Here is a 26,886-nt window from a genome sequence, read left to right on the forward strand (position 1 = left end):
GGGATCATTCAATGCATCGTGGGAAAGGTATGAAATTCGTAGGTGACTCGCGTATATCCGCGAACCGTAAACCGAATATTCCGAAAGATTATTCTGAGTATCCAGGGAAAACTGAAGCATTTTGGCCAAATTTCCTTTTAAAAGAATGGATGGTCGGAGCAGTATTTCTAGTTGGCTATTTATGTTTGACGGTTGCACATCCGTCCCCATTGGAAAGGATAGCCGACCCGACAGACACAGCGTACATTCCGCTGCCTGACTGGTATTTTCTATTCCTTTATCAATTACTTAAGTATACCTATGCTTCAGGTCCATACAATGCTATTGGAGCTATGGTTATACCAGGTTTGGCTTTCGGCGCATTGTTGCTGGCACCATTTTTAGACCGTGGTCCTGAGCGTAGTCCCGCTAAACGTCCATTTGCTGTAGGTTTCATGTTACTAGCCATTGCTGGCGTGTTTTATCTAACATGGGAATCCGCGGCCCATCACGATTGGGAAGCTTCTAAAAAGCAAGGAGCCATCGTAGAAGGCGCCGAGATCGATAAAGATAGTGATGGTTATAAGCTTATGGAATCAAGTGGCTGTATAAGCTGTCATGGAGCAGAACTGACGGGTGGAGCTGGAGCCCCTAGCTTGATTGATACAGGTTTAAGCCCAGAAGAAATCTCTAAAATTGCTGTCAAAGGTCAAGGAGCTATGCCAGCTGGCATGTTCAAAGGTACTGATGAAGAATTGAAAACATTAGCAGAATTCGTTTCTGGTTTATCGGCAAAATAATGGTTATCAGTAGCGTTTTTGCTACTGATAATGTCGAATAAAAAGGGCTGACAACTTAGTTGTCAGCCCTTTTTATTGAAATCAATTTCTAATTGAAAAGAAAACTTGGATTTTTCAGGAAAGACTCTGTAATATAGATGTATTGAGAATATGGGGGAAGAATGATGAATGTGATATATAGTTGGTTTGCAAATCGGCAAATGCTTATTTTTTTATTAATCGTGAATGTATTTGGAACAGCATATGGATATTATTGGTATGGTTATCAATTGGCTGAAACACCTGCTATTTTCCTAGCATTTGTCCCTGATAGTCCAACAGCTTCCTTGTTTTTTTCACTTGTTTTATTGGGATTTATATTAAAAAAGAACTTTGGGCTTTTTGAGGCTTTGGCAATCATATCTTTATTTAAATACGGTATCTGGGCTGTTGTGATGAACTTGCTGACCTTTATGACGACTGGTTCCTTGCCATTAGAAGGATATATGTTGATAGCATCACATTTAGGAATGGCGATTCAGGGAATTATTTACGCACCATTCTACAGAATAAAACCTTGGCATCTAATTGTAGCTGGGATATGGACGATACATAATGAGATGATTGATTATGTTTTTGGGATGATGCCAAGCTATCGGGATTTGGTGGCGTATATGGATTTGATAGGCTATTTCACTTTTTGGCTCAGTATATTGTCTATTTTCGTCGGTTGGTATTTTGGTTTCAGAAAAAAACGGTTTACACTTTCTCTCATAAAATAAACAGGTTATCCCGTTCATAAGTATATGAGCGGGTTAATTTTTTATTGTGAACATGGTCTACTCATGTTTTTTGGCTCATATCGTTTTAGTAGAGATATGAGGAGGGACGAGTAGCATGTTGAAAAAATTCATATTAATCACTGCCCTTTTATTTGCCATCTTGATTTTTCCTGTTTATGCAGAATCCTCTTCGAATTTGGATAAATTAGATAACATTTCTGATAAGGCACTCGAAATGGCCAAATTGAAGCGATATGATGATTCAGAAAAGATGCTAACATTTTTTTCGGATCAATTTATTAAAAAAACAGCAATAGAGCCCATTCTTGATATGGACGAACTTCGGATAATAACAGTAGCACATAATGAAGCATTGCTGGCGATTAGGGATTTGAATAAGGGAGATTCTGAAAAGATTAATTCGGTTACCAAGTTTAGGCTTGTTATGGATGCAGTGAAGTCTACGCATCAGCCTCTATGGACTGAAATGGAAGATCAAATGATGAATTCATTCAACCAAACGAAGGAGGCAGCATTCAAACAAGATACCACTGCATTCAATAATCAATTGAACTTATTCCTTTCTCAGTATGAAATGATATATCCGAGTTTAAAAGTGGACCTTTCAAAGGAAAGGATTCAACAGCTGGATACCCGTATACAATATATTGATCATTACCGGCCTGAAGTGATTAGGGAAAGTGGCAGTCAAAAGGAATTAGAAGCATTACAGGACGAACTGACCTCTGTGTTTGAGGAAATGGGACAGGATGATACGGATCCTTCCTTATGGTGGATAATCATATCCACTGGCAGTATTATAATTATGACGCTTTCTTATGTGGGCTTTAGAAAATACAAGGGAGATCGTGAAAAACCAAAAAAGGGACGTGACGACTGAAGCCCTTATGGAAAGAACACTATATTTGACATCAGCATTTTCTATCCATAGAATAAAAGTAATTATTGTTTTAGGAGGAAACCATGTATTTCATTTATTTGGCGATTATCATCTTAATACCGATTTACGCGCAAATGAAAGTGAAGAGTACGTATAAAAAGTATACTCAAGTGCCTGCTTCATCAGGTATGAATGGTGCAGAGACCGCTAGGGCCATTCTGGACCAAAATGGACTCTACAATGTAAGGGTAGAAGAAACCCCTGGTATGCTTTCTGATCACTATGATCCTAGGGATAAGACGGTCCGGTTATCAACGGATAATTATCACGGTCATTCCGTTGCAGGTGTTGCTGTTGCAGCCCATGAAGTGGGACATGCAATTCAAGATCAAGAAGCGTATGCCTTCTTACGTATTCGTCATGCATTAGTTCCAGTTGCTAATTTCGGGTCCAATATTTCTTGGATTTTAATACTAGTGGGTATGTTGGCTAATATTCGAGGCTTACTATTAGCTGGAATCGTATTCATGGCAGCAGCCGTTTTGTTCCAGGTAGTTACACTGCCAGTTGAGTTTAACGCTTCTTCACGGGCAATGGATCAACTTGTTTCCGTCGGAGTCATCCGTAATGACGAAGAGAGAGAAACGAAAAAAGTGTTGAGTGCTGCTGCGATGACATATGTAGCTGCTGCTCTTGTAGCCGTCCTTGAACTAGTTCGACTTTTGCTTATGTTTACAGGCATGAGAGATGAAGATTAAAAAAGAGGCATGATTTCATTTCGAAATCATGCCTTTTTTCTATTTATGCCCATTTCCTCCATGGTCCTCGATTGCCATGAAGTGAGTTAACGTATGATTGGATTTTTATTTTCATCAAGGGTAAAGCCTTCTCCTAGCACATCATGCACTTCACTGACAGAAACAAAGGCATGGGGGTCCACCGAAGTAATGGCATTTTTTAATCGGACCAGCTCGTTCTTGGCCACGACACAATAAAGGACCTCTCTATCGGTTTTGGTAAAAGATCCATATCCTTTCAAAACGGTGACGCCACGATCCATATCTTTCATGATCTTTTCAGCGATTTCTCCGTTTTTATCACTGATAATAAGCGCCCCTCTTGCAGCATAGGCGCCTTCCTGCATAAAATCGATGACCCGCGCACCTATGAATACAGCTACGAGTGTGTACATTGCTTCTCGGTAATTTAAATAGGTTAAAATGGAGAGGCCGATAACGACTGCATCAAAGATAAACATGGTCCGCCCCATTCCCAATCCTAAATAGCGATGAGCAAACTGGGCAATAATATCAACACCACCTGTTGTTCCACCATAACGGAATATGATGCCCAGGCCTACACCAACAAAGACCCCTGCAAACAGGGCTACCAGCATTAAATCATCGCCAAGATTGATTTTAAATTGATATCTTTCGAATATCCATAGCCAGACCGATAAACCTACCGTACCGATAATCGTATAAAAAAAAGAAGTGCGACCTAAATATTTCCAACCCAAAAAGAAAAGCGGAATATTTAATACCAAATTGGAATATGACGGATTTATTCCAATGAGTTGATATATAATCAAGGTAAGGCCAGTAAAACCACCTTCTGCCAAGTTATTTTGCATATTGAAATGGACAAGGCCGAACGCAAAAATCCCAGCTCCTACAAGGATAAATACCATATTTTTAAACCTAATACCGTAAACCATGTTTTATACCCCCAAAACGTATGTATACAGATAATTTACTTATTATAACTAATTACCCACATATGAGCAATGATTGTAAGGGCGTATCGGTTGTCTTCTTATACACTTTTAGCTAACATGTAGGAGAAATAATATTTAGTAATTGAAAATTAAGAATGGGTGACAGAATGGAAAAAAAGACGATTCAACAAATGCAAACAGAGGTCGATCAATACATAGGACAATTTAAAGAAGGATATTTCAGTCCTTTGGCCATGCTTGCACGCATGTCTGAGGAGCTTGGTGAACTTGCAAGAGAAGTCAATCATTACTATGGTGAAAAACCCAAGAAATCGACTGAGCAAGAAAATACAGTTGAAGAAGAATTGGGTGATATGCTTTTTGTGATGATATGTTTTGCAAATTCACTGGGGATTGACTTACAAAAGTCTCATGATATGGTTATGCATAAATTTACAACTCGGGATAAAGACAGATGGACAAAAAAAGATGATAGCGAAGAGGGGGAATGAAAAGGTGAGCAATGTCAGAGTTATTGTAGCAGGACCTCGTGGCAGAATGGGAAATGAAGCGGTGAAACTAGTACATAGAACAGAGGGGTTTCAATTAGCGGCTGTTATCGATCGTAAATATAATGGGGAGAATCTCTCGAATATCGAAGGATTCAGCGGGATTGAAGCTCCTGTTTATTCAGATATCAATGAGTGTTTTTCCAGGGTAGAAGCAGATGTATTAATTGATTTAACGACTCCAGAAGTGGGGATGTATCATACGGAAACTGCGCTCAATCATGGCATTCGCCCTGTTGTGGGTACGACAGGTTTTTCAAAGGTCGATTTAGAGAAACTCGATTCTTTGACTAAGGAAAAAGGCATTGGCTGCATCATCGCACCCAATTTCGCAATTGGGGCTATCTTGATGATGAAGTTTTCCCAAATGGCAGCCAAATACTTCCCGGACGTAGAAATCATTGAAATGCATCATGATCAAAAATTGGATGCACCGTCTGGCACTGCTGCTAAAACAGCAGATATGATAGCGGCAGTCCGTGAAACGAAAGAACAAGGGCACCCAAATGAAAAAGAGACGATTCAAGGTGCTCGTGGAGCAAATATCGATGGGATGCATATCCATAGTGTACGTCTTCCTGGATTAGTTGCTCACCAACAGGTGCTATTCGGCAGTGATGGTGAACTTTTGACGGTACGGCATGATTCATTTAACCGTGCATCATTCATGACTGGAGTAAAGCTTGCTGTCGATACAGTCATGAAACTCGACGTGCTTGTTTATGGTTTAGAAAATATTATCGAGTAGGTATTAAGGAGGCATATAATGAAAATTGCTTTAATTGCTCATGATAAGAAAAAAGAAGATATCATACAATTTGTTATAGCCTATAAGGAAGTATTTAAGCAACATGAACTATTCGCTACTGGTACAACGGGTCAACGGATTATGGACGAAGTGTCATTGCCTATCCACCGTTTTCACTCTGGACCACTTGGGGGAGACCAAGAAATCGGAGCGATGATAGCCAGGGGCGAAATGGATATGGTCCTATTTTTTCGTGACCCTTTAACAGCCCAACCTCATGAACCGGATGTATCAGCACTAATACGCCTCTCTGATGTCTATGAAATACCGCTGGCCACGAATATGGGAACGGCGGAGGTTCTTATACAAGGACTAAAACATGGATATATGGACTGGCTCAAACTTAGAGAAAAACAAGGTGAGATTAATGACAAGCAAAAATAATATAGATATCCTAGCATTCGGTGCCCATGCAGATGATGTTGAAATCGGTATGGGTGGCACGTTAGCAAAATATGCACAACAAGGTAAGAACATCGTTATCTGTGACTTGACGAAGGCTGAGATGTCATCCAATGGGACTGTCCCATTGAGGATTAAGGAAGCAAAAAAGGCGGCAGAAATCCTGGGAGTCAAGAGAATTTCCCTCGATCTTCCTGATCGCGGATTATATATGAAAGAAGAATACATACAAAAAGTAATTGAAATCATTCGTCAATATAAACCAAAGCTTGTATTTGCACCTTTTCTTGAAGACCGTCATCCTGACCATGGAAACTGTGCAAAATTAGTTGAAGAAGCCGTTTTTTCTGCAGGCGTCCGTAAATACATGGAGAATGCCAATCTGGAAGCCCACCGTGTTAAAAATATGTACTATTTTATGATAAATGGCTTTCACAAGCCTGATTTTGTCATTGACATTACTTCTACGATTTCAAAGAAATTGGATAGTCTTAGAGCCTATGAAAGTCAATTCGAACAAAAGGTTACCACGGTGGATACTCCGCTTGTTAACGGCTATATCGAGACTGTCGAAGCACGTGAGAGAATGTTCGGCAAAGAAGTGGGCGTAGACTATGCAGAAGGGTTCATGTCAAAAAAACCATTCTTGGTCGAAACTGATTTGTTAGGGGAAGTATAATCATATGAAATTAAAAATTGGAATTACCTGCTACCCGACTGTAGGTGGGTCAGGTGTTGTTGCAACCGAGTTGGGCAAAATGTTAGCGGAAAAAGGACATGAGATTCATTTTATTTCTTCGAGTCTCCCGTTTCGACTAAATAAGATGTACCATAATATTTATTATCATCAAGTGGAGGTTAATTCATATTCCGTTTTCCAATACCTTCCATACGATTTGGCGCTTGCGAGCAAGATAGCGGAGGTTGTTAAGCGGGAGGAACTCGATATATTGCATGTTCATTATGCAATACCTCACGCGGTGTGTGCCATCTTGGCAAAACAGATGTCAGGAAATAAAGTGAAAATCGTCACAACGCTTCACGGGACAGATATTACCGTTTTGGGACATGATCCATCATTATCTAATTTGATTAAATTTGGAATTGAACAATCGGATGTTGTTACGGGTGTTTCTCATTCACTTGTTCAGCAAACACATGAGTTGATTGCCCCGGATAAGGATATCAAAACCATTTATAACTTTATTGATGAACGGGATTATCATAAAACCGATTCTGGATATTTACGGGATGAATATGGAATCAAGGAAAATGAGAAAATCATTATTCATGTTTCTAATTTCCGTACAGTTAAACGTGTGCAAGATGTGGTACAGGCATTCTATTTAACACAAAAAAAGGTACCGTCTAAGCTTCTCCTTGTTGGGGATGGTCCTGAAGTCACTACTGTTTTAAAATTGACAAAAGATTTAGGTATCAGCGATAAGGTATTATTTTTGGGCAAGCAGGATAACCTGGCCGAGTTGTATTCAATTAGCGATTTAATTTTCTTGTTGTCACAAAAAGAAAGTTTCGGGCTTGTCCTGTTAGAAGCGATGGCTTGTGGAGTCCCTTGCATTGGAACGAATGTAGGGGGAATACCTGAAGTCATTGTAGATGGAGAAACAGGTTATATCTGTGAATTGGGAGACGTCGAAAGTGTTTCTCAAAAAGCGGTTACGCTTTTAAGCGATCCAACTTTACATCAGCAGTTTTCAAAAGCTGCTTTTGAACGGGCCAATACTGAATTCCATTCAGATACCATCATGAAAGAGTATGAAGCAATCTATATGCATGTTCTTGGGACTAGTTCATTGGAGTAGTGAGGAGGGGATGCTGATGGATCGGTTATTTTTAGAAGCTGTGCCCATTCTTGAAAGGATTGAAGAAGCGGGATTTGAAGCTTTTTTTGTTGGGGGATCGGTAAGGGATTATATACTTGGGAGACCCATTAATGACGTAGATATCGCAACCTCCGCTACGCCTCTGGAAGTGAAAGCGATTTTTCCTAAAACGGCAGATGTGGGAATCGAACATGGAACAGTCCTTGTAATAACAAATTCCGGGACATATGAGATTACGACTTTTCGGACAGAGAGCGGATATACGGATTATCGCAGACCTGATTCCGTAAAATTTGTTCGTTCGTTGACTGAGGATTTACAAAGAAGAGACTTTACGATGAATGCCATTGCTATGGATAAATCCGGAAAAATCATTGATCCGTATATGGGGCAACTTGACCTTTTACAAAAAAAGATAACGACGGTTGGTAATCCACATGACCGTTTTTCTGAAGATGGTCTTAGAATGATGCGCGCTTTAAGGTTTGTCAGTCAGCTGAATTTTCACCTTGAACAGGAAACGTTCAATTCTTTGAAGAAAAACGGACCAATCTTGAGAGAAATAGCTGTTGAAAGGATCCTTGTAGAATTTGAAAAGCTTTTAGCCGGCGACAATCGGATTAAGGCTCTCAATCTCCTGTTGGAAAGTGGATTATATCAATTTCTTCCTCAATTTGCTGGTCAAAAGGATAATTTGAAAAAAATATTGTTTCTCCCAATTAATCTGTTAACAGTGAATGAATTGTGGGCGGTCATCTTAATTTATATGAATATGAAGGATGTTGAGGCTTCATTGCGAGCGTGGAAGCTTCCGGTAAAAACAATCAGGAGCATCCAACGCATTCTGCAATTGGTTAAAAAGGAACAAGCATTCGAAGATTCTAATTTAGACGTATTCAAGGCAGGTCGTATTCAAGCGGTTCAAGCAGCTAAAGTCAAGGCTATCCTAAATGATAGAAATGTTTTAGAGGCGGAAAAGTCGATGACGTTAATGTACGAAAGTCTTTCTCTTAAGCACATGTCAGATTTAGCCGTATCGGGTGAAGATTTACTGACATGGCATAAAGAAAAACCGGGACCATGGGTAAAAGAATATTTGGAACTCATTTTGGAAGCTGTATTGAACTTGGTAATAAAAAATGAAAAAGGCGAAATTAAGGAGTGGCTTAATAGATGCAATCTGATTTAAGAACAAAGCTGATGCAAGCCCTCTCAAAAGCGAATGGCGCATTTATTTCTGGACAGGAAATCGCTGAATATATAGGTTGTTCACGTACGGCCGTTTGGAAGCATATAGAGGACCTGCGCAATGAAGGATATAAGGTTGAAGCTGTCCGGAAAAAAGGCTATCGAATTATTTCCGCCCCAGAAAAAGTGTCAACAAGTGAAATTCAATTTGGCTTGGAGACGAAATCTCTTGGAAAACTGATTCATTATCAGGAATCAGTTGAATCCACACAAAAAATTGCCCACCAGCTTGCTAATGAAGGTGCTCAAGAGGGCACTCTTATCATAGCTGAGGAACAGGTATCAGGAAAAGGAAGGCTCATGAGATCATGGCATTCTCCTAAATTCACTGGTATTTGGATGAGTATAATACTACGGCCAAAAATCCCGCTCCATCAGGCGCCACAATTGACATTATTGGCTGCTGTGGCTGTAGCACAGGCCATAGAGGATGTTACCAATCTCCAACCTCAGATTAAATGGCCAAATGATATTTTAATAAACCGTAAGAAAGTTACAGGGATTCTGACAGAGATGCAGGCGGAATCCGATAGAATACATTCTGTCATTATCGGGGTGGGTATGAATATCAACCAACAAATAGAAGATTTTCCTGAAGACCTGCAAGAGAAAGCATCTTCTCTCTTCATTGAAGGTGGAGAACAGCTTTCAAGGGCAAAAGTCATTCAGCGATTCCTGGTACGTCTGGAAAATTTGTATACACTTTATCTACAAGAAGGATTCATGCCAATCAAGCTCCTTTGGGAAAGCTATGCCATCAGCTTAGGACAAGTTATTAAAGCAAGTACCGTTAATGAGACAATCGTGGGTAAGGCACTTGGAATAACGGATGCAGGGGTTCTGCTTCTTGAAGATGACCTAGGAACCGTCCATTCTATTTATTCTGCTGACATAGAAATTCAGTAGGTTTTTGCAGAATTATAGAAAAATAAATAGAATAATCATATCTGACTTGATATAATTCAAGTGGGCAGTATCATGTTGAACTGCACCTCAAGCATACAAAAAAATATTTGAAAATCTGCCTTGATCCAAATGATTGGACGGGGACGGAGGGATGAAACTTCTCATGTTAATAAAAGACCGACTAAAAGGAAAAGTACCTTGTTCATGAAGATAAAGGCCAGTTGTATGGTCATTTATTGCAACGGACAGGGCCTCTATTTAGTCGGTCTTTTTTGTGCAGCGAATGTTTGACACCAGTTTTTAAAACGCTGATGTTTTCATCTCCTCTACTTAAGGAGGAAACGTAATGAAGTTGTCCGGAGATTTTTTGAAAATGAAACAAAATGGTGAAAAGATTGTCATGTTGACTGCTTATGATTATCCGTCGGCAAAGTTAGCGGAACAATCAGGTGTCGATATGATTTTGGTTGGGGATTCATTAGGCATGGTCGTATTAGGTTATGACTCTACCATACCGGTTACCATAGAAGATATGATTCATCATACAAAAGCAGTGAAACGTGGTGCCACTGATACATTTGTCGTAACGGATATGCCCTTTATGAGCTACCATCTATCCATGGATGAAACGCTTAAGAACGCAGCCCGCATTATGCAGGAAGGCCATGCTGACGCCGTGAAGGTTGAAGGAGCAGATGATGTTGTTGAAAAGATTTCCGCTTTGACAAAGGCAGGGATCCCCGTTGTCGCACATCTTGGATTGACACCCCAATCAGTTGGAGTGCTCGGGGGATATAAAGTTCAGGGGAAGAATGCCGAAGCCGCTCAAAGGCTCATGGAAGATGCCCAAAAATGCGAAAACGCAGGGGCGATGGCCATTGTGTTTGAGTGCGTTCCCTATCAAGTAGCAGAGCTTATTACTCAAAACCTAGCCATTCCTACCATTGGAATTGGAGCAGGAGCGGAAACCGATGGACAAGTCCTCGTCTTTCATGATCTCATCACATATGGGGTGGATCGGGTTGCGAAATTTGTCAAAATATATGGAAATGCCGATGAGTTAATTAGGAATTCGATTACAAGTTATGTGAATGAAGTGAAAAAAAGTGATTTTCCGACAAGAGAGCATTCCTTTACGATGAAGGAAGAACAACTTCTTGCGCTTTATGGGGGAGAAAGATGAAAATTTTCACGTCAGCAAAGGAAATACAGCAAGTAATCCTCCATGATAAATCGAATAAAAAAAGTATAGGTTATGTCGCCACGATGGGGTATTTGCACGAAGGCCATGTTGCCCTTTTAGAAAATGCCCGTAGAGAAAATGATCTCGTCGTTTTAAGCATTTTCGTCAATCCATTGCAGTTTGGACCCAATGAGGATTTCGAGACTTATCCTCGTGACTTGGCTCGTGATGAAAGTCTTGCAGTCGATGCGGGAGTGGATTATCTATTTTATCCGACTGTGTATGAAATGTATGGGGATGATCCTTCTGTCAAAGTTAATGTTCAAAATCGGACTGACTGCTTGTGTGGCCGAAAGAGGCCTGGACATTTTGATGGCGTGGCAACTGTCATTACGAAGTTTTTTAATATCGTTCTTCCTGATAAGGCGTATTTCGGGATGAAAGATGCACAACAAGTCGCAATCATTGACGGATTGATACAGGATTTTAATTTTCCCGTTGAGCTTGTACCTGTTGACATAATACGAGAAGAAGATGGTTTGGCAAAGAGCTCACGGAATGTCTTCCTTCTTGAAGATGAACGTCTTGAAGCAAAAGAGTTATACCAAAGCCTATTGAAGGCGAAAACTGCCATTGGCACAGGGGAAAGAAATCCCCAAAAGATTATAGCTCTCATCAAGGAGCATATACAAGCAGAGACAAAAGGCATAATTGACTATGTTGAAGTTTATCAATATCCGGATTTGAAGTTACTTGATGTACTGTCAGGTAAGATCATCATTGCATTGGCCGTGAAGTTTAAACATGCAAGGCTCATTGATAATATTACATTAACGATTTAAGTCAAATATAAGGAGGGTATTCATGTATCGGACAATGATGAATGGAAAAATCCATCGTGCACGGGTAACGGAAGCAAACTTGAATTATGTGGGCAGTATTACAATAGATGAAGATATTATCGATGCAGTGGGCATTTTGCCAAATGAAAAAGTGGCAATAGTCAATAATAATAATGGTGCTCGGCTAGAAACATATGTGATAGCGGGAGAACGGGGCAGTGGGGTTATCTGTTTAAACGGAGCAGCTGCAAGACTCGTTCAGCCAGACGACATTGTCATTATTATTTCTTACGTGATGGTAGCTGAAGATAGGCTAAGTGATCATCAACCTAAAGTGGCAATCATGAATGAAAGTAACCAAATCATCGAATTGATTTCACACGAACCTGCAGGGACGATCCTGTAAGCATGCATAAAGGGCGGCTTATCATACGTATGATATATACATATGATAAGGACGTCTCTTTTTTATGCATTCTTTCAGACATATCAATTAGTGCGAATTGATTTCCATTAATTAAGTAATACTGCTCTCCTATAATCGGAGTGTTTCCTTTATTCTATGTAGTATGGTATAAAAAAGATATGAGAATTCCATCAGCTAGTAGAGAAAGTGAAGTTTGAGGTGTACAAATTCATGACACAACGATATGTAGTGGTTGACTTAGAAACGACCGGGAATTCTCCCAAAAAAGGGGATAGGATCATACAGTTCGCAGGTGTGGTCATTGAAAATGATCAGATTGTTGACACATATTCAACATTCATCCATCCTGGGCAAGAAATATCCCTGTTCATTGAAGAATTGACAGGTATTAGTAACGAAACGGTTAAAGATGCGCCTGACTTTGAAGATGTTGCAAAGAATATTGCACGTCTTATTGAAGGTGCTTGCTTTGTAGCCCATAATGTTTTATTTGATTTATCTTTTTTACAAGAAGAATTGGTAAGATGCGGGTTCGAGCCATTTTATGGTTCTACGCTAGATACGGTAGAGTTGGCGAAAATTATGAAACCGACATCTGATGGATATAAATTGCATCAGCTGGCTAAAGAGGAGAATCTAGACCATTCACGGCCCCATCAAGCGGATAGCGATGCATATGCTACCGCTTTATTATTGTTAGAGTTGAAGAAAAAGCTCTTAAACTTGCCATTGATGACACTTAAGCAATTATATCGGCTCTCTTTTTCTTTACAAAGTGAGGTTTCCGAACTAATTGATGCTTGTATAGCGAGCAAACTTGCAAAAGCCGAAGTCCATTCACCAGGGATTACGACATTTAGAGGCCTTGCATTCAAAAAGGTGACCGAAGATAGTGTGGATATCGATAAAGTAACGGAATTCCCACTAGATGATGAAGGGAAAATTTCCATGCTTCAAGATGCATACCCAGCCTTTGAAGCGAGAGTTGGTCAGCTAGGAATGATGAACCTGATTCATCATTCCCTTGAGTCTCGGGAGAATGCCATTATAGAAGCAGGAACAGGAATCGGAAAATCACTGGGATATTTGCTTCCGGCTGTATATTTTGCCAAGAAGCATCAGGAGCCTGTAGTCATTTCGACGTATACTCTTCAGTTACAGGACCAGCTTCTGCAAAATGAAGTGCCCAAATTGAAGAAAATCCTTCCTTTTTCCTTTCAAGCGGTTTTGTTAAAGGGAAGAAGCAATTACTTGAGTTTAGCTAAGTTCGAGCGAGCATTGAGAGAAAAAGAAGATAATTATGAAACAGCCTTAACGAAGATGCAGATATTGGTGTGGTTGACGGAAACGGAAACAGGCGATAAAGATGAACTAAATCTTACTAGTGGTGGACAATTGTTTTGGAACAGGCTTCAAAGTGATGGTTTGACATATGTGGGATTGAAAAAGCCATGGATGCAGCTGGACTTTTTTGAACGAGCTAGGAAGACGGCTGCAAAAGCGGATATTATTATTACAAATCATTCCTTTTTAATGAGCGATCTTCTTACAGAGGATGCCCTTATTCCCAAAAGAGGCTATTTAATCTTGGATGAAGCCCATCATTTGGAACAGGCTGCTTCTACTCAACTTGGACGCCGGCTCCATTATATATCAGTTAAGACCATGCTAAACAGGCTAGGGACCTTCGATCAAAAGCAGTTATTTTATAGACTCGAAAAATTGCTTTTGAATAAGGGGTTGTCAGATGGAAAGCCCTCCCATGCGTTTGATCAAAAGTTAAGTGACTTTTCCTATGAATTCGACCAACTTTTTTATTATTTGGCCATTCAAGCAGAAAAACTCTCACGGTCTGTAAGTCCAAAACGAATTTCCTTTAAAATAAATGAGCCTATTTGGAAACAGGCAATTCTTTTAGCAGAGCGATTAGTAGATTTATTAGGTTCGATCATCATGGAACTGCAGAAGCGATTGCATCGTTTAATGGATAATGAGTTATCATTGGGTAAGAATGCCTTGTTTTATCTAAATGATATCGAAGTGTTGCTTGGACATCTGCAGGATACAAGAGATTCCTTACACGAATGTTTCATCAGGCCTCATGAAGAAAATATTTATTGGCTTGATTATACCAAAGCGGCTCCACAGCACGGTGTGACATTAACCGTCCAACCAATATCGGGTAGCAAATGGTTATGGGATTCTTATTTTGGACGTCAGAAGAGTGTGATTATGACATCTGCCACTTTAGCCGTGAAACATTCTTTTCAGTATTTTAAAACACAACTTGGCTTGGAAAATGAGAAGATCCAGACTGCCATTTACCCTTCACCCTTTCCCTATAAAGACCTTGTGAAGGTTTTGGTGCCAAATGATCTTCCCGACATTAACTGTTTAACGGTGGAAGAATTTTCGGAGAACGCGGCCAATCACATCATTGTTGCTGCCCAGGCTGCCAAGGGCAGGATGATGGTGTTGTTTACCTCACATGAGATGCTAAGGGCAACCTATTATGCCATAAAGGATTCTGAGATACTGGATGATTTCACTTTGTTTGCACAAGGAATTTCTGGTGGGAGTCGCATGAGATTACTCAGGAATTTCCAAAGTTTCGAGAAAGCGGTCCTCTTTGGTACGACAAGCCTCTGGGAAGGTGTCGATATACCGGGTGAGGATTTATCATGTCTGGTCATCGTCAGGCTTCCGTTTTCGCCTCCAGATGAGCCGGTTACAGCCGCAAAATGCCAGCTGCTCGAAAAACAGGGGAAAAATGCTTTTTCCGCTTATTCGTTACCTGAAGCCCTCCTAAGGTTCCGGCAGGGATTCGGTAGGTTAATCCGTACCCCAGAGGATCGTGGAGTACTAATTGTTCTGGATAAGCGCGTTATCACTGCTAAATACGGTCCGGAATTCCAAAAATCAATTCCTGCCATTGGATGGGAACATGTCTCAATCCGTGAAATGGCAGAGAGGATTGAAGAGTGGATTTAATATATCTTATTTCTTTACCTGAATATAGGTGAAATTTCGATAATTAAAGAAGAAAAATAACCTATGAACTGGTATAATGTGAAGGTAGTTATGCCTTGAAATCCCATACACACCAGTGATTGTTGACAATTTTTAGTTAAAACGGAGGAGCATTTTCATGGAAAGTAAAATTGAAGTGATCTCGACAGTCAGGGTGCAAAATTCACCTGATTTGTATAAGATTGTGGATTCTTTGAATCGAACGTTAAAAAAAGACGATTTGATGTTCGGCCTGGCATTGGATTCAAAAGATCAAGAAAAAGCGATATTTACTATTTATCGTACATAGAAAGAGGGAAAAGCGGTCTTGAAAAAATGGTTGATTATTGCTTCTATCCTAGTCCTTTGTTTTATCGGTTTTGTCAGCGGAGCATACATTAAAGCATTACAGCATAAAAAAGAAGCTGGTAATGAGGCTTTTGAAAAGGCAAAGAAAGCAGGCGGAATTGATACAAAGGATGAGTTTTACCTATATAATGGTCAGACTTCGTATTCTGTTATCATTGGCAAGACGAAAAATGGAAGCAAAAAAATTGTCTGGATTCCTGAGGACGAGAAGAAAAATATAGTTGTTAGGAATTTTAAAGATGGTAAGACAAAAAAAGAGATATTAAGTATAGTAAACGAAAAGCTAAAACCTGAAGAAATCATATCCGTTAAGCTAGGTATGGAAAAGAATGTCCCGCTATGGGAAGTAACATATCTCGACGACTCTGAACGTTACAATTATGATTATTACGATTTCAAAACAGGGGAATGGCTTAAGTATTACCGAAGTATATAGAATGGAGGATTTTTTACTATGAAATTAGCTAATCGGGTTCAGTCATTAACACCCTCTACTACATTGGCAATCACTGCAAAAGCAAAAGAACTGAAAGCGCAAGGTCTTGATATTATTGGCTTAGGGGCCGGCGAACCTGACTACAATACTCCTCAACATATTATTGATGCAGCCATGCAGTCCATGAATGAAGGACAAACTAAATATACGCCTTCTGCTGGGCTTCCAAAACTGAAAGCAGCGATTGCGGCTAAGTTAAAACGGGATCAAGGCCTAGAGTACAAGCCTTCTGAAATTATTGTAGGTTCTGGCGCTAAACATGCTCTCTATACATTGTTCCAAGCAATTCTAGACGAAGAAGATGAAGTAATTGTCCCCATCCCATATTGGGTAAGTTATCCGGAACAAATCAAGCTTGCCGGCGGTAAACCAGTTTATATTGTCGGTTCTGAAGAGAACCAATATAAAATAACGAACCAACAGTTAGAAGAAGCCATCACCGAGAAAACGAAAGCGGTTATCATTAATTCTCCAAGCAACCCAACTGGAATGCTTTATTCTGAGGATGAGTTAGCTGCTATCGGGGAAGTTTGTTTAGAGCATGACATTTTGATCATCTCGGATGAAATCTATGAAAAATTGGTATATGGAACTGCAAAACATACATCTATTGCGGAATTATCTCCTGAATTGAAAAAGCAAACGATCATCATCAATGGCGTTTCTAAATCACATTCCATGACAGGATGGAGAATTGGCTATGCAGCAGGTGACGAAGCCATCATCAAGGCGATGACGAACTTAGCTAGCCACAGCACTTCTAACCCTACGACAACCGCTCAATTCGGTGCAATTGCAGCATATGATGGTACACAAGAACCGGTAGAAGAAATGCGTCAAGCATTCGAAAGTAGATTGAATACGATTTATGGGAAATTGGTAGAAATACCGGGAGTGAGCTGCATTAAACCACAAGGGGCATTCTACTTGTTCCCAAACGTCAAACGCGCAGTTGAATTGACAGGATTCAGCAATGTTGAAGATTTTACGACTGCTTTATTGGAAGAAGCCTTAGTTGCCGTTATTCCAGGTTCGGGTTTCGGAGCTCCGGATAACATCAGACTATCCTATGCTACATCTTTGGACCTTCTTGAAGCAGCTGTAGAAAGAATTCATACATTCGTTAAAGCGAAAATGGCTTAGTATGTAATCAGCCTGCAGATTCCTTTACATTAAGGAATTTGTAGGTTTTTTTCGCCCTGCCACCTGTTTAATAAGGGTTCTTATTTTTACTTTTATAACTTTCAGGAAGATAAAACTAGTGCATTTATAGTAGATTAGGTGAATAATTTGCTTGTAAGGTGCCCTATAGGTATAATAAATAGAGTAAATTTCTTAGTAAGTTAAGTTAATTTGGAGGGAAATTCCGTGAAAATTACAATAAAAGAGGCTAGTAAATTTGTCGATCAAGAAGTGACAATTGGAGGCTGGCTTGCTAGTAAGCGTTCAAGTGGTAAAATTGCTTTCCTTCAAATCCGTGATGGATCTGGTTTCATCCAAGGGGTGGTTGTGAAGGCGGATGTAGGAGAAGAACTTTTCTCTACTGCGAAGTCGATCACACAAGAATCTTCCATGTATGTAACGGGAGTCATTCAAAAGGATGAGCGTTCACCATTTGGGTATGAACTACAAGTGAAAAATATAGAAATCATTCATGAATCGGTTGATTATCCTATTACACCAAAAGCGCATGGTCCGGAATTCTTAATGGACAATCGCCATTTATGGCTTCGTTCAAAGCGTCAACATGCGGTTATGAAAATCCGTAATGAAATCATCCGTGCTACATATGAATTCTTTAATGAAGAAGGTTTTGTCAAAGTGGATCCGCCGATTTTGACTGGAAGTGCACCTGAGGGAACCAGTGAGCTATTCGCGACAAAATACTTTGATGAGGATGCCTATCTTTCACAAAGCGGGCAGCTTTATATGGAAGCTGCAGCCATGGCCTTAGGAAAAGTATTTTCTTTCGGTCCGACTTTCCGGGCAGAGAAATCTAAAACAAGAAGGCACTTAATCGAGTTCTGGATGATTGAACCGGAAATGGCATTCGTGGAATTTAAAGAAAACCTTGAAGTCCAGGAACAATTTGTCACAGCCGTCATTCAGTCTGTACTGAAGAATTGTAAGCTTGAATTGAATACTCTTGGTCGCGACACGACGAAGCTTGAACAAATTAAAGCTCCGTTCCCACGGATCACATATGATGAAGCTATCAAATTCCTTCATGAACAGGGCTTTGAAGACATTCAATGGGGTGACGATTTTGGTTCACCTCACGAAACGGCAATTGCTGAAAGCTATGATAAGCCAGTATTCATTACTCATTATCCAACAAAAATTAAACCATTCTATATGCAGCCTGATCCAAATAGGGAAGAAGTCGTTCTATGTGCCGACTTGATTGCCCCAGAAGGATATGGGGAAATCATCGGTGGATCGGAAAGAATCCACGATCAGGATTTCCTTGAACAGCGTATTGCTGAACATGGTTTGAGTGAAGATGCTTATAAATGGTATATGGAATTAAGGAAATACGGATCTGTTCCACATTCGGGCTTTGGCTTGGGCTTAGAACGGACTGTAGCATGGATTAGCGGCGTTGAACATGTTCGTGAAACTATTCCGTTTCCACGTCTTTTAAACCGCTTATATCCTTAATTACAAGAGAAACGGTTATTCTGTCAAATTGGGCAGATAACCGTTTTTTTCTATTTATTCTGTTAAAATTATAAGCTTATTCGAATCACATCTTTCATGTTATACTTAATTAGAGGTGTCCAATACATGAATAAAGAACATTTATATGCTTGGTTTAAGGAAGGAACGATTACGATTCCATCCTTTTTGTTGACTAACTATAAGACAATGGGGCTAAATGAGCAGGAGATGGTTCTTTTACTCCAATTGCAAAGCTTCATCGAACATGATAATCCATTTCCTGCACCATCTCAACTATCCGACCGAATGACGTTACAGGAATCTGAGTGCCTATTCTTAATACAACGTTTAATTCAAAGAGGATTTGTTCAGATGGTTGTTGAAAATAATCAGGAAATTGGCCAAGAAAAATATTCGCTCGATCCACTGTATGAAAAAATGTTGGACTGTTTCTTAAAGTCTTTGAAAAAGGCTGAATCTGCCGAGGTACAGAAGGCAGGGGAGAGTCTATATACCATATTTGAACAGGAGTTCGGTCGTCCCTTATCCCCATTTGAATGTGAGACCCTTGCGATGTGGATGGAGGATGATCATCAACCTGATATCATAAAAGCCGCTTTAAGGGAGGCAGTCATTTCAGGTAAATTGAATTTCCGTTATATAGACCGAATTTTATTCGAGTGGAAGAAGAATGGAATCAAAACCTTGGAACAAGCAAGGGAACAAGGGCAAAAATTTAGAGTCCACCAGAAAAGGGAACGTAAAATAGAAGCGACACAACCTTTGAAAGACGTGCCCTTTTATAATTGGCTCGAACAGTAATGTGAATTAAAGGAGAACAAACATGCTGAATAAAGCTCAAATTCGTTATTGTCTGGATACTATGGGCGAAATGTTTCCTGATGCCCATTGTGAGCTGAATCATTCCAATCCATTTGAATTGGTGATTGCTGTTGCCCTTTCGGCTCAATGTACAGATGTACTGGTCAATAAAGTTACACATAATTTATTTCAAAAATATAAAACACCTGAAGATTATCTAAGTGTCCCGTTAGAGGAGCTAGAGAATGATATTCGTTCAATAGGCCTGTATCGTAATAAAGCTAAAAATATTCAAAAATTATCCCGCATGCTGATTGATGAATATGATAGAACAGTTCCTAGCGACCGAGATGAACTTACCAAGTTACCGGGTGTAGGCCGTAAAACGGCCAATGTAGTAGTCTCAGTAGCATATGGAGTACCGGCTATAGCAGTGGATACCCATGTTGAACGTGTATCCAAAAGGCTGGGTATATGCCGTTGGAAAGACAACGTGCTTGAGGTGGAGAAAACCCTGATGACCAAAGTACCGAGGGATGAATGGTCCGCTACACACCACAGGCTCATTTTCTTTGGTCGTTATCATTGCAAGGCTCAATCTCCAAGATGTGAAACCTGCCCACTTCTTGATTTGTGTCGCGAAGGGAAAAAGCGGCTAAAAAGGAAAGAAGCCAGATGATTCAAACACTAAGGGTACCGGACGAATTGGTCGATCCAATTTTCTTCCCTAAAGAAGTTAAACCTTTAAAAAAGGAAGCGTATCAAGCGTGGAAAAATCCGTTTGAAGTATTTTCATATGAACTGCTTTTTTACAGGGGGGAAGAGGCCTATTTACCTTGGAAAAAGGGTGAAAAGCATGTACCTGAGCTGTATGATAAATGGAGGCTCATTAAAAGGGATTGTGAAACGTTATTTTCAGAAAGAAAAGCAGGACAGGCATTGGAGCCTATGAAAGAGGGGATTGGGTTATTCCTTTCTGCAGTTTACTGGATGCATGGTAAACCTGTACAGCTCAGTGCGTGGGAGAAACATATTGAAGAATGTACGCTTAAACCTGTCAACTTGGTTGAAAGGTTATCTTTCATCATGGAAAGGCCGGCACTTTTTCATTCATTCAGGCAACTTTGCGAATTATTTATCGAATTTGAAAAGCTTATGGTACGAAATAAGCTACAAAAAGCAAAAAAAGGTCTAAGCAACTAAGCTTAGACCTTTTTTTTAATTGTTATCTTCTTTATCTTTATCTTTGTTTTTGTCTTTATCTGGGTCAGGAGCGGGCTCAGGTGTGTCTGTGGGTTTATCCTCAACGTCTTTTCCTGGATCCTCGTCCTTGACATCACCGTCTTCCTTGGTGCCATCATCATTACCGTTGTCATTGCCATTTCCATTGTCTCCATTATTATCTGGATTGCCTACGTCAGGCTTCTTATCCTGATCCTCGTCTGTATTACCTTCCTCATCCGTAGGAGTATCCTCTTTCAGTTCCTCATCATCTGCTGGTTCTTCTGTATTCTCTTCCTCAGGCTCTTCAATAGCATTAGGAATCTCTACTGTAGCACCAGAAGGGTCGCTTCGTTGATTATCAACGATAGCTACAACAGAAAAAGTATACTTACTTCCCGGTGTAGGGTTTGGAATGGTTAAACTAGTATCCTTCGACTTTTTAAGTACACTATTTGAGCCGCCGTCAACAGACATTTGGACTTCAAATTGTGGATTACCATCACTATAGGACCATGAAAGCTGTATTTCGTTACTTTCTTGATTATAAGATGCACTGACACTAGGTGAAGCTAATTTCTCATATTCAGTGGTTACTTGTGTTGGTTCATAGCCTTTAACATAGTATTCATAACTGATTTTATCACTTGGAGTGTATTGATTTGCTTTCACTACAGGATTCGATCCTTTTATGACACCAACTTTTGCAACACTGTTCGGTTGTTCAAAGTCTTTAGTTTCTTTTGATTGGGCCATGTGTTCCATCAAATTCTTAAAGATGTATTTAGGAATTCTCTGAGAAGTATCGCCTAGGTATTCCATTTTTTTGCCTGAAGCATTATCATAACCCGCCCAGATGGCGACTGTATAGTTAGTCGTATAACCAGCCATCCAGCTGTCTTTTACACCTGAAGCTGGTATGTTGTTTGCTGCACGCTGTTCAGGCGTGAAGTTGGTGGATCCGGTTTTTCCGGCTACAGGAAGTCCCGGTATGTTAGCCAATCTTCCCGTACCATAGCTTTCAGTCATGACGCTTTTTAGCATATCGGTGACGATGAAAGCAGTGGAATCCTTCATGACAGGTTTTGTTTCTGTTTTGTTTTTGATGGTCGTTTTATCACGTAAGACAATTTTCTTGACGGTATGTGGTTCATTATAAACCCCACCATTACCAAAGGCCCCGTATGCACCAGCAAGTTCTAAAGTAGAAACATCCGTACCACCGCCAATTGAAGCGGATTCGTTGAGTTCCTTATTCTTATCAAAAGGAATGCCAAGGTCGATTGCAAAATCACGTGCTCGTTCTTTCCCGGTTTCTTGGAACGCTTTTAAGGCCGGTATATTCAATGATCTCGATAGAGCTTCCCGAATAGGAACCGTTCCATAATGAGAGCCCGTTGCATTTTTGAGGGGAGTTCCATCAGAGTATGTATACTCCTCATCTTTGATAGGTTGATAGGTAGACCAGTTCAAATATTCCACAGCTGGTCCATAATCTAAAATAGGCTTGATGGTGGACCCTGGTGAACGCTTAGCATCTGTTGCGTAGTTCCAACCGCGTTTGACGTTCGTGTTCCTGCCACCACCAACTGCTTTAATTTCGCCAGTTTTCGTATCGAGCAATGTAACACCGGCTTGTAGATCTTCACTAGGGTAACTAATGATTTCATTACTATTCAACATTTTATAAACGTATTCTTGGGCGTCTTTATCGATGGTCGTTTGAATTTCCAGACCATCTGTAAACACATTATAATCACCCATATTACCGACTTCTTCTATTACCAAATCGATGAAGGCATCATAAGCAGTCGTATCGATTTGGTTTTTGTCTACCTCTTGAAGTCCGGCTGTTATTTTTACATTTTGTGCCTTTTTCATATCTTGCTCGCTAATATAACCATGTTTATTCATGAGGTGAAGTACAACATCACGACGTTCTTTTGCACGTTCTGGATATTTATATGGATCATAGCGACTTGGGCTTTGTGGTAAGCCAACAAGCATGGCTACTTCATTGAGCTCCAATTTATCCAAATCTTTGCCGTAATATGTCTGCGAAGCCGTCAGAATCCCGTTCGCACGATTGGCAAAGAAAATTTTATTCACATACATTTCCAGTATTTCTTGCTTTGTATATTTTCTTTCTAGCTGTATGGCCAGCCACATTTCTTGAACTTTCCTTTTAATCGTTTTATCAGGTGTTAAGTAAGAGCGTTTGATGACCTGTTGGGTCAAAGTACTGGCACCTTCTGAACCAAAGCCATTCTTAACGTTGGCGACGACTGCGCTGCCCAGACGTAGGAAGTCAACCCCGTGATGGGAATAAAAACGGGAATCTTCAGTGGCTAGGAATGCATCTTCGACTAGTTCAGGTATGTCTTCATAATTAATAAAGTCACGATTCTCAGTACCGACCTCTGCAAGTAATTTACCTTCTTTATCAAGGATTTTGGAGGTAACAGGGTCTTTTAAAAGTTTTTCATCCAGTTTCGGTGCATCACTGATAAAGTAAGCTAATGTAGCTCCTCCGGCAACTAAACAGACAATTCCGATTGTGACGAGAATGAGAAAAACTCGCTTAAGCATGTTCGTGGGTTTTTTTGGGCCTTTTTTAGTTGTCTTTTTCTGTGACTGACCCTGCTTTCTACGTTCTTCTCTTGTATTATATTTTTCAGCCATTACAGCTAACCTGCCTTTCTAGAAAAAACCTAAAAATTTTCTGCGATAAGTAAATCTACTACTTTAATATAGTCAATTCTCGGTTGAAAGCCAAGCGTAATCTTCTTTGAACTGGCCTTGACCTCTTCCAGCGTAATGGATTTACGTCCACCATCTTTCATCCGATTCCAGTACAACACCAGTTGTTCTGAACTCATTAAGTATATACTATCCGTCGCAGAGAAGCGGATAATTACAAAAGCAATTCCATCGTGCTGAACGATTTGCTTCATATGTTCAACTTGGTGCTCGTGAAAATTCTTAAGAGGGAAAGAGCTGCTATTTTTAGTTTCCTTGGCCTCGAAGTCAATATATTTACCTTTATAGACCCCATTGTAATCCGTGGTCGACGCTTGCTTGAAATAAGCTTCTTTAATAACCGCCGCACTTCTTTTAGGATAGTGGACATCAACAATTTGGACGGGAGTAGGTTTTTTATGGATGACTGCTATCCCGTGTGCTAAATAATACTGATTGGTTTCGTTCAAATCATCCTCTAATGTTTTTCCCCGATTACTGTAACTGAATTTTTTTAGCGGATCTTTCCTTTCTTTCATGGGCTGGGGTACGAATTTTCGTCCGTTTGGATAATTAAACGCCACTTTTACCCCTCCTTTTTTTTCACCTATCTATATTAGCAAAAAAAGAATCCAAAATGTGAATAAAAAGAATTGTTTCTTAGAACGATAGGATTTAAATGAATAAAATTGTCGTAATTCTTGGAAATGGCGGTTCGTGGGAATGAACATTACAAAAAAGGAAAAACATCTGGTATCAATCATTAAAGGTCAAACAGAAAAATGGAACAAAGATAATATAACAAGAACTAAAGCATATGAAAATTTCTTCGTCCTTCATCCGGAAATAAGATGGTCCTATCTAGCAGGAATGGTCTCCCGTAATGCAGGTTGGAATATGTGTGACCTTGAGGGAGTTTGGTATTCAAAAATATTGCATCAGAAATATAGACGGCAGTTATTTCTGACTTATGAAGAAGCGAATTGGCGAATCTTTGAGGATGCCTATCCACAATTACTTCTCTATCATTATTCGACGAAGTATAAGCGTCCTTTGTTTCACTTATTTCCTCATTTTTTTATTACCGATTTCATTACAAATGAGTGGTTCTCTTTTTGGGAACAAGGAAATCGAGATAGATTAATGACAGCCCTTATTATAAATGAACAAAACATAATTGAGCCAATCATAAAAAAACGATCTCTCGTATTTCATTCTATATTATTTTTTCTACAAGACTGTATGCACTTCAGTACAGTATTGTTTCCTACCTGTAAGGGGGAGTTGTATGGAGCGTCCGTTTCACATTTTAGAAACGTAGATGAAAGAATCGAATTGGGGAAAAGGTTGGCTGATCTTTTATTTAGGGAAGAATTATTTCCTTTATTTTTCGAATTCGCCAGCAGAACTGAGCCAACTGGATCAAGGTTTGATTATGAACAGTACAGAAAGAGACCAAGGCTATATGAAACCCCGATGCTGAGGGCCGTTTATCCAATCGTCCCTCACCGGCCTGTTGAGCCAAAAAATTGGGGCGTAAAGAAAAAAGTAAAAAAGGAATGGTTCTTAGAAGCACAATGGAAAGAAAATCCGCTTTTGACCGATTGGTTTGATCACAAACAAAAGCAATTGCATACAACCGTAATGTTCAAGAACCTGATACTTAAAAAAGAGAAAAAGGGAAGGCAGTAACTAACCTTCCCTGAGTGTGTTTCAAACCTCCATACGTTTAGGTAGAGGGTTTGTTTTCCCCATCAAGCTTCGGATTTCCTTTTCCTGCCTTTTCGGCAGGCGGCTTTTGTCGTTTTTCGTATTTCTGCTCTTTGCTTTCATTCGACTGCATTAAAATCACCTCCTGCTTGTATTCTTGTTTAAAATAGCCAGCTTCATTCGTTACTTCTTGTCGAAGGCCACTATAAATTAAGAAATTTACACTTTCTTTGCCGATTCCCTTCTAGTTTTGTCAACCTGGAAGGGCTTTCTATTCAAAAAAAGAATAATACACGTATAGAATGGGAGGGGTCAGCATGAACGATAAAAGTGTAGCAACAGAAGAAATTTTAAGTATGATAGCTGAGATCAGTACCAGTCTGGACCATTTGGAAAATGCCTATGGTGAGGCTATGAATACAGCCCGTTGTAAACTTTGGGCAAATCAGCATAAATTAGTGAACGAGGTACAGGAGGCAATGGAAAAAGCCGGGGAATTCTGGGTGGAGAATGAAAATGTAACTATATCTAAGCCCGTTAGATCGATAAACTCAATCATCAATCCCAAGATTTTAGCTGAAGTATAGGTATAAGCCGTAGGATTTCATTTTTTCACAAACTCGATTATACTGATGGAAACAGGCTACGGAGGAATTATAGTGCAAAAAGAGAATCTACAAAAACTGACTGAACAATTATTAATGTATGTAAATCGAGCGAATGAAATATATGACAGTGTCCGGAGTGAAGGGAAAGAAAAAGATTTCTTCACAGAGGTTAAGCCGTTTGCTGATCAAGTCCAAGCTAGTTGTACAGAATGGGAAAATGGAATAAAAGAGTGGATGAAGGAAACACCTTTCAAACATTTATTTCCTGAGCAAATTGAACAAACTGCCAATAATCTTTCAGATGTCGCCGTTCAGGCGTTTTTTCCGAAAACCAGTTACAAACGGTTTAAGAGTCACATTCAGTCCATTGAATATATCCTTCATAATGTAAAAACAGAAGTAAACCGATTATTAACATAAAAACTTTTACACTAATATCCTCTTCTTTCATATAATAATGAACCAAGTCAGGAAGAAAGAGGAGGACGCATAAAATATGATGAGATCGGATTATAATCCAGTCTTACCCCAGCAAGAACAGTACGCACAATCCATGCCAGAATACTGGGGGGCATATCAGCAGCCAATGCCGTACCCTCAGCAGGAAGCAATGATGCATCCTTATCCCCCGCAACAAAATGGAGGATTTGAACTGCCCTATCATGATCCATACCACCAAGCGGCCTATACACCTAACGAACAGGTGCCGCTACAGTCCATGAATGCGGGGACCTTGCCGGGCAGTAGTGTAATGCAGCCGATGCAGCAGCCTAACCAACAAATGCAGGGTAATCCGCAAATACAGCCTAACCAACAAATGCAGGGTAATCCGCAAATACAGCCTAACCAACAAATGCAGGGTAA

29 protein-coding genes are annotated in these 26,886 nt (G+C 39.9%); 26 read left to right on the forward strand and 3 right to left on the reverse strand.

Features of this window, described 5'->3' with window-relative positions; all coding sequences use genetic code 11:
• Positions 1-11 precede the first annotated feature (11 nt).
• The 4 genes from ACQKL5_RS02955 (at position 12) to ACQKL5_RS02970 (ending at position 3,199) form a co-directional block, all read left to right on the forward strand.
• Positions 12-779, forward strand: coding sequence for a c-type cytochrome (locus ACQKL5_RS02955; protein ID WP_427606516.1), 768 nt, complete (start codon positions 12-14; stop codon positions 777-779).
• A gap of 164 nt (positions 780-943) precedes the next feature.
• Complete coding sequence (locus ACQKL5_RS02960; RefSeq protein WP_427606517.1) at positions 944-1,540, forward strand: DUF1405 domain-containing protein; 597 nt, start codon at positions 944-946, stop codon at positions 1,538-1,540.
• Between the two features lie 115 nt (positions 1,541-1,655).
• Entirely contained in the window at positions 1,656-2,441 is a 786-nt protein-coding gene (ypjB, locus tag ACQKL5_RS02965) for a sporulation protein YpjB (RefSeq protein ID WP_427606518.1), read from the forward strand.
• A gap of 83 nt (positions 2,442-2,524) precedes the next feature.
• Positions 2,525-3,199: a zinc metallopeptidase gene (locus ACQKL5_RS02970; protein ID WP_427606519.1), complete on the forward strand. Its 675-nt coding sequence runs from the start codon at positions 2,525-2,527 to the stop codon at positions 3,197-3,199.
• An 86-nt stretch (positions 3,200-3,285) separates the two neighbouring features.
• Here the strand turns inward: ACQKL5_RS02970 and ACQKL5_RS02975 are convergent, their stop codons facing one another.
• On the reverse strand, positions 3,286-4,158 hold the full coding sequence (locus tag ACQKL5_RS02975) for a YitT family protein (protein ID WP_427606520.1): 873 nt from the start codon (positions 4,156-4,158) through the stop codon (positions 3,286-3,288).
• Between the two features lie 167 nt (positions 4,159-4,325).
• On the opposite strand from ACQKL5_RS02975, the gene ACQKL5_RS02980 reads away from it, so the two are divergent.
• The 18 genes from ACQKL5_RS02980 to ACQKL5_RS03065 all read left to right on the forward strand — a co-directional run bounded on the left by ACQKL5_RS02980 (position 4,326) and on the right by ACQKL5_RS03065 (position 20,947).
• On the forward strand, positions 4,326-4,670 hold the full coding sequence (locus ACQKL5_RS02980; protein WP_427606521.1) for a nucleotide pyrophosphohydrolase: 345 nt from the start codon (positions 4,326-4,328) through the stop codon (positions 4,668-4,670).
• Entirely contained in the window at positions 4,648-5,475 is an 828-nt protein-coding gene (dapB, locus tag ACQKL5_RS02985) for a 4-hydroxy-tetrahydrodipicolinate reductase (protein WP_427606522.1), read from the forward strand. Before ACQKL5_RS02980 ends, dapB begins: the two co-directional genes overlap by 23 nt.
• Before the next feature lie 18 nt (positions 5,476-5,493).
• On the forward strand, positions 5,494-5,919 hold the full coding sequence (locus ACQKL5_RS02990; RefSeq protein ID WP_427606523.1) for a methylglyoxal synthase: 426 nt from the start codon (positions 5,494-5,496) through the stop codon (positions 5,917-5,919).
• On the forward strand, positions 5,903-6,616 hold the full coding sequence (gene bshB1, locus ACQKL5_RS02995; protein ID WP_427606524.1) for a bacillithiol biosynthesis deacetylase BshB1: 714 nt from the start codon (positions 5,903-5,905) through the stop codon (positions 6,614-6,616). The genes ACQKL5_RS02990 and bshB1 overlap by 17 nt, the downstream gene beginning before the upstream one ends.
• A gap of 4 nt (positions 6,617-6,620) precedes the next feature.
• Positions 6,621-7,760, forward strand: a complete 1,140-nt coding sequence (bshA, locus tag ACQKL5_RS03000; RefSeq protein WP_427606525.1) for an N-acetyl-alpha-D-glucosaminyl L-malate synthase BshA — start codon at positions 6,621-6,623, stop codon at positions 7,758-7,760.
• A 16-nt stretch (positions 7,761-7,776) separates the two neighbouring features.
• On the forward strand, positions 7,777-8,970 hold the full coding sequence (locus ACQKL5_RS03005; protein ID WP_427606526.1) for a CCA tRNA nucleotidyltransferase: 1,194 nt from the start codon (positions 7,777-7,779) through the stop codon (positions 8,968-8,970).
• Positions 8,955-9,935 (forward strand): biotin--[acetyl-CoA-carboxylase] ligase, encoded by a 981-nt coding sequence (locus ACQKL5_RS03010; RefSeq protein ID WP_427606527.1) that lies wholly within the window; start codon positions 8,955-8,957, stop codon positions 9,933-9,935. The genes ACQKL5_RS03005 and ACQKL5_RS03010 overlap by 16 nt, the downstream gene beginning before the upstream one ends.
• Positions 9,936-10,281: 346 nt before the next feature.
• Complete coding sequence (panB, locus tag ACQKL5_RS03015) at positions 10,282-11,118, forward strand: 3-methyl-2-oxobutanoate hydroxymethyltransferase (protein WP_427606528.1); 837 nt, start codon at positions 10,282-10,284, stop codon at positions 11,116-11,118.
• Positions 11,115-11,960 (forward strand): pantoate--beta-alanine ligase, encoded by an 846-nt coding sequence (panC, locus tag ACQKL5_RS03020; protein ID WP_427606529.1) that lies wholly within the window; start codon positions 11,115-11,117, stop codon positions 11,958-11,960. The genes panB and panC overlap by 4 nt, the downstream gene beginning before the upstream one ends.
• Before the next feature lie 22 nt (positions 11,961-11,982).
• Positions 11,983-12,366 carry an aspartate 1-decarboxylase gene (panD, locus tag ACQKL5_RS03025; RefSeq protein ID WP_427606530.1) on the forward strand — a complete coding sequence of 128 codons (384 nt, stop codon included), beginning with the start codon at positions 11,983-11,985 and terminating at the stop codon, positions 12,364-12,366.
• A 231-nt stretch (positions 12,367-12,597) separates the two neighbouring features.
• On the forward strand, positions 12,598-15,378 hold the full coding sequence (dinG, locus tag ACQKL5_RS03030) for an ATP-dependent DNA helicase DinG (RefSeq protein ID WP_427606531.1): 2,781 nt from the start codon (positions 12,598-12,600) through the stop codon (positions 15,376-15,378).
• Positions 15,379-15,535: 157 nt separating this feature from the next.
• Complete coding sequence (locus tag ACQKL5_RS03035) at positions 15,536-15,706, forward strand: YpmA family protein (protein WP_427606532.1); 171 nt, start codon at positions 15,536-15,538, stop codon at positions 15,704-15,706.
• An 18-nt stretch (positions 15,707-15,724) separates the two neighbouring features.
• On the forward strand, positions 15,725-16,201 hold the full coding sequence (locus ACQKL5_RS03040) for a DUF5590 domain-containing protein (protein ID WP_427606533.1): 477 nt from the start codon (positions 15,725-15,727) through the stop codon (positions 16,199-16,201).
• Positions 16,202-16,219: 18 nt separating this feature from the next.
• Positions 16,220-17,404: a pyridoxal phosphate-dependent aminotransferase gene (locus tag ACQKL5_RS03045; protein ID WP_427606534.1), complete on the forward strand. Its 1,185-nt coding sequence runs from the start codon at positions 16,220-16,222 to the stop codon at positions 17,402-17,404.
• A gap of 225 nt (positions 17,405-17,629) precedes the next feature.
• Entirely contained in the window at positions 17,630-18,922 is a 1,293-nt protein-coding gene (gene asnS, locus ACQKL5_RS03050) for an asparagine--tRNA ligase (RefSeq protein WP_427606535.1), read from the forward strand.
• 126 nt (positions 18,923-19,048) lie between these two features.
• Positions 19,049-19,744 (forward strand): DnaD domain-containing protein, encoded by a 696-nt coding sequence (locus ACQKL5_RS03055; protein WP_427606536.1) that lies wholly within the window; start codon positions 19,049-19,051, stop codon positions 19,742-19,744.
• A gap of 22 nt (positions 19,745-19,766) precedes the next feature.
• A complete protein-coding gene (gene nth / locus ACQKL5_RS03060) occupies positions 19,767-20,423 on the forward strand; it encodes an endonuclease III (protein ID WP_427606537.1) in 657 nt (218 codons plus the stop codon).
• Positions 20,420-20,947 (forward strand): YpoC family protein, encoded by a 528-nt coding sequence (locus tag ACQKL5_RS03065; RefSeq protein ID WP_427606538.1) that lies wholly within the window; start codon positions 20,420-20,422, stop codon positions 20,945-20,947. Before nth ends, ACQKL5_RS03065 begins: the two co-directional genes overlap by 4 nt.
• Before the next feature lie 15 nt (positions 20,948-20,962).
• Here ACQKL5_RS03065 and ACQKL5_RS03070 read toward each other — a convergent pair whose 3' ends face one another.
• Entirely contained in the window at positions 20,963-23,647 is a 2,685-nt protein-coding gene (locus ACQKL5_RS03070; RefSeq protein ID WP_427606539.1) for a PBP1A family penicillin-binding protein, read from the reverse strand.
• A 29-nt stretch (positions 23,648-23,676) separates the two neighbouring features.
• On the reverse strand, positions 23,677-24,288 hold the full coding sequence (gene recU, locus ACQKL5_RS03075; RefSeq protein WP_427606540.1) for a Holliday junction resolvase RecU: 612 nt from the start codon (positions 24,286-24,288) through the stop codon (positions 23,677-23,679).
• Between the two features lie 139 nt (positions 24,289-24,427).
• Between recU and ACQKL5_RS03080 the strand changes: the two genes are divergently transcribed.
• From ACQKL5_RS03080 to ACQKL5_RS03095, 4 genes are all read left to right on the forward strand, one after another.
• Positions 24,428-25,396 carry a DUF2515 family protein gene (locus ACQKL5_RS03080; protein WP_427606541.1) on the forward strand — a complete coding sequence of 323 codons (969 nt, stop codon included), beginning with the start codon at positions 24,428-24,430 and terminating at the stop codon, positions 25,394-25,396.
• Positions 25,397-25,731: 335 nt separating this feature from the next.
• Entirely contained in the window at positions 25,732-26,001 is a 270-nt protein-coding gene (locus tag ACQKL5_RS03085; protein WP_427606542.1) for a hypothetical protein, read from the forward strand.
• Between the two features lie 72 nt (positions 26,002-26,073).
• Positions 26,074-26,442 carry a YppE family protein gene (locus tag ACQKL5_RS03090; RefSeq protein ID WP_427606543.1) on the forward strand — a complete coding sequence of 123 codons (369 nt, stop codon included), beginning with the start codon at positions 26,074-26,076 and terminating at the stop codon, positions 26,440-26,442.
• Positions 26,443-26,608: 166 nt separating this feature from the next.
• A partial coding sequence (locus ACQKL5_RS03095; RefSeq protein ID WP_427606544.1) for a hypothetical protein occupies positions 26,609-26,886 on the forward strand: 278 nt, incomplete at its 3' end.

The organism is Peribacillus sp. NPDC097675, from assembly GCF_050277655.1.
In the GTDB taxonomy this organism is placed as follows: Bacteria; Bacillota; Bacilli; order Bacillales; family DSM-1321; genus Peribacillus.